Origin of the sequence: Synechococcus sp. BA-120 BA3, assembly GCF_034931285.1 — a bacterium.
Classification (GTDB): domain Bacteria; phylum Cyanobacteriota; class Cyanobacteriia; order PCC-6307; family Cyanobiaceae; genus Cyanobium.
On record NZ_JAYGHZ010000149.1, the window covers coordinates 1 to 2,011 of the forward strand.

A 2,011-nucleotide genomic window follows, 5' to 3' on the forward strand; every position below is an offset into this window, starting at 1 on the left:
CGGAGATGGGTATAAGGGCCAGGCCCGGCGCCGATCCCCCCACCGCCGCTGGGCCCCCCACCGGCCCCCGCAGGCCAGCCCTGATCTGCCACAGTTCGGTGACACCACCGGCCTTCTCATGAGCGCGCCGCAGTCCCTCGCCAAGGCGGCCATGAACCGCCTGGCCGCCCGCCTCGGCAGCGGTCTGGCCGATGCGGCCGCCACCCTGGCGGCCCTCGCCCAGGAGGCCCCCGCCAGGGTGCAGCAGGAGCTGAGTCTGTTCTGGGAGGAGGTGACGATGGAAGCGGAACGGATCGAGAACGACCACGGCGCCGGGGCTCCCGCCTCCGCCGGCCGCGCCTCCGACGATCCCCAGGAGCGCATCGATGCCCTGCGGGCCAGGGTGGCCGAGCTCTCCCAGCGCCTCGACCGCATGCCCGTCGCCCCCGATGGTCCGCCGCGGTCGCCGGGGCAGGCCTGATGGCGCCCCTCTCCGCCCCCGGGATCCTGCTGTCCCGCCTCTGGCGTTCGCTGCGCATCTGGCGCCTCGTGCTTCAGCTGCTGGCCGGCCTCTGGTGGGACGCCCGCCCCTGGACCTACCCGGGCGGACGCACCCCGCAAGCCCAGGCCGCCCGCCAGCGCCGCCGGGCCCGCTGGCTCACGGCCCAGTTCCTTGAGCTCGGTTCCGCCTTCATCAAGCTGGGCCAGCTGCTCTCGGCCCGCCCCGACGTCCTCCCCGCCGACGTGGTGGAGGAGCTGGCCCACCTGCAGGACCGGGTGCCCGCTTTCCCCTTTCCGGTGGTGGAGTCCCTGCTGGAGCAGGAACTGGGGGAGCGGCGCGCGGAGATCATCGATCTGGAGGTGGTGCCGCTGGGGTCGGCGAGCCTGGCCCAGGTGCACCGCGCCAGCCTGCGCAGCGGCCGTCAGGTGGTGTTCAAGGTGCAGCGGCCGGGGCTGGAACGCCTCTTCCGCCTCGATCTGGAGGTCCTCCAGCAGGTGGCGGCCGCCGTGCAGCGCCATCCCCGCTGGGGGGCCGGCCGCGACTGGGTGGGCATCGCCAAGGAGTGCCGCCGGGTGCTGCTGCGGGAGCTGGATTTCCGCCTCGAGGCGGAGCACGCCGCCCGCTTCCGCCAGCAGTTCCTCGACGACCCCGGCATCCGCATCCCGGCGGTGATCTGGGAGCTGAGCTCCCGGCGGGTGCTCTGCCTCGATTACGTGCCCGGCATCAAGGTCAACGACCGCGAGGCCCTGGTGCTCGCCGGCATCGATCCGGCGGCCGTCGCCGAGAAGGGCGCGGCCAGCTACCTGCAGCAGCTGGTGCGCTTCGGCTTCTTCCACGCCGACCCCCATCCCGGCAACCTCGCGGTCGCCAGCGACGGGGCGCTGATCTACTACGACTTCGGCATGATGGGTCAGATCTCCGAGCGGCTGCGCAGCCGGCTCGGACGGATGGTGCGGGCCGCGGCGGCCCGGGATGCCGCCTCCCTGGTGGACGAGCTGCAGCAGGCCGGCCTGATCGCCGCCGGTATCGACCAGGGGCCCGTGCGGCGGCTGGTGCGGGTGATGCTCACCGAAGCCCTCACGCCACCGTTCAGCGCCAACGTCATCGACAAGCTCTCCGGCGACCTCTACGAACTCGTCTACGGCCAGCCGTTCCGGCTGCCGCCCGAGCTGATCTTCGTGATGCGGGCCCTCTCCACCTTCGAGGGGGTGGGCCGCAGCCTCGATCCGGGCTTTAGCCTCATGGCCATCGCCCGTCCCTACCTGTTGCCCCTCATGACCGCCAGCGGCAACGGCCCCAACGAACTGTTCAGCGAGCTCTCCCGCCAGGCGGCCGAGGTGGGCAGCCGCGCCTTCGGGATCCCCCGGCGCCTGGACGAGAGCCTGGCCCGCATCGAACAGGGGGATCTGCAGGTGCTGATCCGCGCCGGCGAAACCGACCGCCTGCTGCGGCGCCTGGCCCTGGCCCAGCAGAGCGCCGGCCAGTCGTTCCTGCTCGGCGCCCTGGCGGTGGCGGCCGCGGTGCTGGCGG

2 protein-coding genes are annotated in these 2,011 nt (G+C 73.1%); both read left to right on the forward strand.

All coding sequences use genetic code 11. The features are described from left to right. Positions 1–118: 118 nt before the first annotated feature. Positions 119–460 carry a hypothetical protein gene (locus VB737_RS06700; protein WP_500312157.1) on the forward strand — a complete coding sequence of 114 codons (342 nt, stop codon included), beginning with the start codon at positions 119–121 and terminating at the stop codon, positions 458–460. After that, positions 460–2,011 (forward strand): ABC1 kinase family protein (locus VB737_RS06705; protein WP_500312158.1); only part of this gene is annotated, 1,552 nt, incomplete at its 3' end. The genes VB737_RS06700 and VB737_RS06705, both read left to right, overlap by 1 nt.